Source organism: Compostibacillus humi, assembly GCF_014637175.1.
Classification (GTDB): Bacteria; Bacillota; Bacilli; order Bacillales; family Amphibacillaceae; genus Oceanobacillus; species Oceanobacillus humi.
The window spans coordinates 1-6,540 of sequence record NZ_BMEV01000104.1; the positions used below are offsets into that span (position 1 = coordinate 1).

The 6,540-nt window shown below is 39.9% G+C and carries 6 protein-coding genes; 1 reads left to right on the forward strand and 5 read right to left on the reverse strand.

The features are described from left to right. Positions 1–449 precede the first annotated feature (449 nt). Together IEV18_RS16145 and IEV18_RS16150 are read right to left on the reverse strand one after the other, a co-directional pair. Positions 450–1,742 (reverse strand): NCS2 family permease, encoded by a 1,293-nt coding sequence (locus IEV18_RS16145; RefSeq protein ID WP_308421581.1) that lies wholly within the window; start codon positions 1,740–1,742, stop codon positions 450–452. A 91-nt stretch (positions 1,743–1,833) separates the two neighbouring features. After that, entirely contained in the window at positions 1,834–2,679 is an 846-nt protein-coding gene (locus IEV18_RS16150) for an MBL fold metallo-hydrolase (protein WP_188393395.1), read from the reverse strand. Positions 2,680–2,977: 298 nt separating this feature from the next. On the opposite strand from IEV18_RS16150, the gene IEV18_RS16155 reads away from it, so the two are divergent. Continuing rightward, on the forward strand, positions 2,978–3,502 hold the full coding sequence (locus IEV18_RS16155) for a hypothetical protein (protein WP_188393396.1): 525 nt from the start codon (positions 2,978–2,980) through the stop codon (positions 3,500–3,502). A 49-nt stretch (positions 3,503–3,551) separates the two neighbouring features. On the opposite strand, the gene IEV18_RS16160 is transcribed toward IEV18_RS16155, so the two are convergent. From IEV18_RS16160 to IEV18_RS16170, 3 genes are all read right to left on the reverse strand, one after another. Beyond that, positions 3,552–4,970 carry an aspartate ammonia-lyase gene (locus tag IEV18_RS16160; RefSeq protein WP_188393400.1) on the reverse strand — a complete coding sequence of 473 codons (1,419 nt, stop codon included), beginning with the start codon at positions 4,968–4,970 and terminating at the stop codon, positions 3,552–3,554. A 148-nt stretch (positions 4,971–5,118) separates the two neighbouring features. Further along, entirely contained in the window at positions 5,119–5,265 is a 147-nt protein-coding gene (locus tag IEV18_RS16165; RefSeq protein ID WP_188393397.1) for a hypothetical protein, read from the reverse strand. A 127-nt stretch (positions 5,266–5,392) separates the two neighbouring features. Then, positions 5,393–6,247 (reverse strand): TetR/AcrR family transcriptional regulator, encoded by an 855-nt coding sequence (locus tag IEV18_RS16170; RefSeq protein WP_229733696.1) that lies wholly within the window; start codon positions 6,245–6,247, stop codon positions 5,393–5,395. Between the last annotated feature and the right edge of the window lie 293 nt (positions 6,248–6,540).

Consider the following 6,540-nt stretch of genomic DNA (forward strand, 5'->3'; position numbering starts at 1 on the left):
ACGTGATTCTTCATAATCGGTTCAGTCCTTCCCTACTTCCTTGTGTAAAGTAGGTACTATGACCTCTGCTGACGCCTGTTGTTCAACAACCCTTCACAAAGTTGCTTACCGTGAGCGCACGGCATTCCAACAGGTTCTCCCCGGGTAAGAGTACAGACTTTCCCTCCACGTCCCCGCCTCATTTACTCTGTAATACCTTTGGCAGTAAGAACTTTGTCTTGTTTGGCAGACTCATTCAATATTACCTAGCCTTATATGAGGTTCGTGTTCCTCGGGGCGGAAGTTTGCCGCCGACTTCCTTCAGACTTGACGGTCACCCCCCATGCCCTTGTCTTAAGCTACAGCTACTACTGCCTTCACTGTTCGGGACTTTCACCCTATAGTCTGCACCCATGCCGGGCACACCAAAAAAACGTGCTCCATTAAAATGGAGCACGTTACTATTGCATTCAGCTCATCGGGAAAAAGATTAGCTGAATAAGGAAAATTACTGCAAAAAGATAGATAATCCAATGAACGTCTTTCCCTTTTCCTCCAGCCAATTTCAAGATTGGATACGTAATAAAACCGATAGCAATCCCTGTTGCAATACTGGATGTAAAAGGCATTGCCAGCATTGTTGCAAAGGCAGGGAAAGCTTCATCAAAGGATTTCCAGTCTACTTTTGCCAAGCCTTGCATCATAAATGAACCGACGATAATCAAAATCGGTGAAGTAATTGCCGGTACCCCGGCCACTGCCTCAATAATCGGCGTAAAGAAAATCGAGATGGCAAAAAGAACGGAAACGACGAGGGAAGTAAGTCCTGTCCTGCCTCCCGCTGCAACTCCGGAAGTCGACTCGATGTATGCCGTTGCCGGACTTGTTCCAAACATCGCGCCAACTGTTGTTGCCGTTGCATCCCCTAACAGTGCTTGTTTGGATCGGGGAAGTTTTCCGTTTTTCATAAATCCAGCCTGTTCAGCAACACCAATAATTGTACCTGTCGTATCAAACAACGTTACAAGCAAAAACGCCAGCACTACCGTATAAAGTCCGTGGGCAAACACTCCGCCCACATCCAAATCAAAAAATACTGGTGCAGGCGGCGCAGACACAACACCATCAAATTCGATTTGACCCATAATAAATGCGATAATTCCTGTGGCGACCATTCCGAAAAAGAGGGCGCCTTTTAGTTTTAACACATAAAAGACTAACGTAATAAGCACCCCGATAATCGTCAGCATTACCATCGGGTCTGTTAAATCTCCTAAACCTGTTATATTGGCGTCATTCGGAACGACGATACCCGCATTTCTTACTCCGACATACGCAATAAACAAGCCAATTCCTGCGGTAATTCCGAATTTTAGACTATCAGGGATTGTCGTAATAAGCGTCTCCCGCAGCTTCGTAAGGCTTAGAAGCAAAAACAATATCCCCGCCAAGAAAACAGTTCCAAAAACTACTTGATAGGACAAGCCTTGGGTGGCAACGACCGTCGCAAAATATGCGTTCAATCCCATGCCAGGGGCAATGGCAATCGGATAGTTAGCAAATAGCCCCATCATCAGTGTTCCTACTACTGCAGCAATAATCGTCGCCATAAATACTTGCTCAAAAGGTACGCCGGCACCGGATAAAGTCGCCGGATTCACCACGACAATATAGGCCATCGTAAGGAAAGTTGTGACCCCAGCAGTGATTTCGGTTTGAATACTCGTTGCATTTTCTTTCAGTTTAAACAGTTGTTCGAACATATACACCATTCTTTCTTTGATTTTACCAACATCCAATATATTATCCATTAAACTTCAGATAATCAACAAATATATCGCCAATTGTTTAGAGCTAGCTTGTGGTACTTGGTCCGCCCGATTTTGCTGAAAATTTCTGATGTGACTGCAGGATGGAACGGACGATATGGATTGATCCCCATTCACCAGCAGAAAAACGGGTAATCGGGTATTTTTTCGGAAACAATTCTGCATCGATTTGCTCTGCGGTTTTCCCTTCTGCAAACCGTTTTAATACTTCTCCTTCCGTATGCTGTAAATAGTCTAATTTTTTCTTCAAAGCATCCCGTCCATTCTTTATATAGCCTGCGTGGCTGCAGTACACTTCTTCAAAATCATAGGTTAACACCTTCTTTATTGATGCAATCGTTGTCGGGACACTTTCTTCCCGAAGAATTACTTTAGTCCGCGGCTGACAATAGAGATCCCCGGTAAAAAGCTGCCCCGTTTCTTCATTTAGAAAAGCGAGGTGATCAATCGTGTGACCTGGCGTATTGATTACTTTCCACCTTGACTTGCGGGAAGTAAAAGTATCTCCAATCGGCTCTGCACGGAACGGCTTTCTCTTTCCCCAAAAGACTTTTCGGTAAAGCGGATAGTCCGCCTTCTTTGTACAGTCGCTGATCATCGTTTCATTCATATAGATTGGAACCCGACCTTCAAAGAACGATGCGCATCCGGTATGATCCTCGTGATAATGGGTAATGACCACTTCGTCTATATCAAGATCGCGAAAAAAAGGCTGAAGTTCCTTTGCCAAAATCCTCGGGCCCGTATCAATTAAGACTCCATCTAAATAAAAGCAATATACGTTCATTTTCACACTTTGTAATGATACGGTTCCGTTTCCCATCAAAACGCCGTTTACTTTATTTTGGGCAAATGCCTTTTTAAGCAACATCCTTTTTTTCTCTCCTATACCGACTTTTTTTGCTATCATAGCACAAACTGAATGAATATTCATTCGTACCTATAAAAAATATTGAGCGATTTATTTTTTTCTAAAATGAGGGTCTTTTTCTTATGGGCTAAAATATGCTTTAATATGAAACCCTTGCAGGCCTCAATTCGTGTTCTATCGTTATAAATTATATTTTTAATGCCAATTAATATATTTTTATTGATAAACGATAAATAATATATTACAATACCATTAGTATTATGGCGGTTGCCACAATGGCAGAGGGGGGCATCTTCTTATGACATTTTCATTATTTGTTTTACTTGGGACTCTAGTCGTTATTATGCTTCTTATATTTAAACAGGCGATTGCCGCTTTCATAAGCGAAAAAAATCCGCTCGTTACGAGGCTAAAAGAATACCGGCGGTTTCATAACCCGTGGATTGCCGGATTATTTTTGTTTGGCATCAACGCTTTTTTATTTTTTTCGACGGTTATCTTGCTTTACTTACTCCTGATTTTGATTATCCCTTATGTCCATTTATTCGTCATGTTATTATCCGTAATTGGCAGTATCTATGTGTGGATCGCCTTTAATAAAGCATGGTCTGGAACAAAACAAGGCCGGTTAAAAATGGCATTTATCGGAAGCAGTTTTTATATTTTGATGTGCGGTATATGTATATGTCGGTTTATTCTCCTTGAACCTTCTTACCCAGGGGAAGATATCTTTATGGCTGCCTTCGGATTAATGATTGGGATTTTTGTTACAACTGTTGCCGCAGTTACTTGTATCCTCTTTGCTGGGTTTGCGGAAAAATAAACTTAAAATACAGGTATGCTGTCACTGCATACCTGTACTTAGGTAAAGATTATACAAGGACTTCCGTTTTATTTCCTATAATTCCAGGGTTTGTCATTTTCTTAACGTCTAATATTTTATCTAATTGTTCTTCGGAAAGCACCCCTTCTTCGAGGCAAATTTCTCTGATGGATTGATTCGTTTTTAATGCCTTCTTTGCAATTTGCGATGCTTTTTCATAACCGATATACGGACTCACCGCTGTAATAATACCGATACTGTTTTCCACCAATCTTCTGCATTGTTCAATATTAGCGGTGATTCCGTCAATGGCATATTTCCGGAACACTTTAATCCCGTTCGTTAAAATAGTAATCGATTGCAGCAGATTAAAGGCAATAACCGGCTTCATCACATTAATTTCCAGCTGCCCGTGCTCGGAAGCTAACGCAATCGTATGGTCATTTCCGCTAACTTGGAAAGAAATTTGATTCATCACTTCGCAAATGACCGGATTTACTTTTCCAGGCATAATCGAAGAACCTGCTTGTCTGGCCGGTAAATTGATTTCGTTAAAGCCAGTTTTTGGACCAGAATTCATTAAACGTAAGTCGCTGGCAATTTTTGATAGATTAATCGCAGTAATTTTTAACACACTGGACAATTCAGTATAGCTATCTGTATTTTGCGTTGCATCAACTAGATTTTCCGCGCTGGCAAAGGGCATTCCAGTATATTCAGACAAGTAGCGAACTACTTTTTCTGTATACTCCGGCAAAGCATTCAAACCCGTTCCAATCGAAGTTGCACCGATGCTAATGCTATATAAATTTTCCAGTGCATTTCTTACTCTTCCTAAATCCCGTCTTATGACAGAATAGTAGGCACTAAATTCCTGGCCTAAACGGATTGGAACCGCATCCTGCAAATGGGTCCGGCCCATTTTAACAACATCATCAAACTCGATTTCCTTCTTTTTCAAAGATGTCACAAGCGCTTCTAATTCAGTTATTAAATCCTTCGAAACATCCAAACAAGCCATGTTCAGGGCTGTAGGAAAGGTATCGTTCGTCGACTGGGACATGTTTACATGGGTATTGGGACTGACGATTCGGTAATCTCCTTTTAATCCTCCCAGCAGTTCAATGGCTCGATTGGCAATTACTTCATTAACATTCATATTTAACGACGTTCCCGCACCGCCCTGAATCGGGTCAACAATAAATTCGTCGTCCCATTTGCCGGCGATGATTTCGTCACATGCCGCAATAATCGCTTTCGCTTTTTTCGGGTCGAGAAGTCCTAACTCACAATTGGCTATAGCTGCGGCTTTTTTAATATAGCCAAATGCCCGAATTAAAGATTGATTTGTTGAATATCCGGTAATAGGAAAATTCTCCTTCGCCCTTACCGTTTGAATTCCATAATAGCGATCTGCAGGAACTTCTTTCTCCCCTAAAGAGTCACGTTCAATTCGTACATCCATAATAATTACTCTATCCTTTCTAAGAAGTAATTGATTCATTTCAATAACATACTGACCCATTTCAATTATAGATTGCTATAAAGAAAATTGCTAAATTATTGATTATAATTTGAAGATGATGTACATTCCTTAAGGAAAAAAGGTTTTCAGGTTAGGCAACCCAAAAATTATCGTCTTTTTTCTTTATGTCCTTCGTTACACTTAAATAATACATTCTCGGCAACCCATAAAATAGCCAAATTTCTTGAACCATGGAACCACCGATAAAGAGAAGCATTTGCAAATCAATATGTTTCATGGAATGCTCTCCTTTCTTTTATTCTCTTACCATATATATATATAATGGACGCCATGTCCAAGTACATAGCATGTTCAACATGCAGCTTTTCGCCCGAAAAAAATTAGCTTCCGCCTATGCAGGGAAGCTATTTTAGTTTCGTATAATACCAGACTAAATGAGTAAACGTATTTATCTGTGATTTCAGTGGTGAATGTTGATCAATAGATTGCTTTAACGGTTTTAACAAAGGCTGAATTACACTTTTGCGAATCCGGTCCCTTTTCAGTTCCGTACAAATAGTGTCGAATAAATCTTTTTGTTCCATTGTAAACCTCGCCTGTTTCTCAATTTGCTTGGCCAGTTCCAAAATTTCTTCCAGAGAAACCATTTTCTGATCCATCTTCGTTCGCAGAAAGTCAAGAACCGAATCATCTAACAGAGCGGTTTCCTGCTCCAGCATTTTTGGCATTATTAACTCAATGTAGGAAAGCAATATACTTACAATTTTTTCAATCGGTTGGGAATAGTTGGAAATCCGCAAAACAAACAGAATATATTGCAGCATGCCAGCAAATAATATGGATAATTCAAAGGCAATGCTCCGGATATGACTGCCATATACGTCTGTCAGCCGTTCGGCAAACCACTCAAATTCGTGGATGCGATGATGGAGGACCATCTTTTTTAATTCGGGCTCATTGGAATGCAAGATTGCTTCAATCAGTTTATTAATATTTCGTTCCTCATTCATTTGAATTAAACTTGAAATCTGTTCAACGAAAACGTGCCGGTCTTTTTTAGGTCTTCCAACTTGAAGTTCAATCCGCCTTTGGCTCGCATCATAACGGATTCCGTCCAATATTTCCGCAACACAATCGTTTTTTGTCGAAAAATAATTATAAAAAGTCCCTTTTGATATGTTTGCCCGCTCAATGATATCTTGAATAGATGTTTGCTGAACACCTTTCTCCACAAATAATTCAAAGGCAACGTCTGCCACGTGTCTTTTCCTCTTATTCATAAAACTTCACAACGCTTTCTGATCCATCTTTAAAATTTGCACTAATATTAAAGCAACCGTAAGGCTGTAATGTTCATTGATGCAAAACTTCCAATAATGAAAGTCCATGTTATGGAAAGTATAAGATTGTATAAAGGAAATTGCAATTTTTATACTTATACCTGAATTATTCATAGAAAACTTTTGATTACTTTTGAATGCTTATTTATCAAGCGTTTCATCTGACTTGATCATGCATCAAATAAATGAAAAAAGAATCCATTTCTGTTAAA

What these genes read in the sequence shown, in the direction of transcription:
- IEV18_RS16145 (WP_308421581.1), bottom strand. Translation starts at nt 1,742, where the DNA reads ATGTTCGAACAACTGTTTAAACTGAAAGAAAATGCAACGAGTATTCAA.
- IEV18_RS16150 (WP_188393395.1), bottom strand. Translation starts at nt 2,679, where the DNA reads ATGTTGCTTAAAAAGGCATTTGCCCAAAATAAAGTAAACGGCGTTTTG.
- IEV18_RS16155 (WP_188393396.1), top strand. Translation starts at nt 2,978, where the DNA reads ATGACATTTTCATTATTTGTTTTACTTGGGACTCTAGTCGTTATTATG.
- IEV18_RS16165 (WP_188393397.1), bottom strand. Translation starts at nt 5,265, where the DNA reads ATGAAACATATTGATTTGCAAATGCTTCTCTTTATCGGTGGTTCCATG.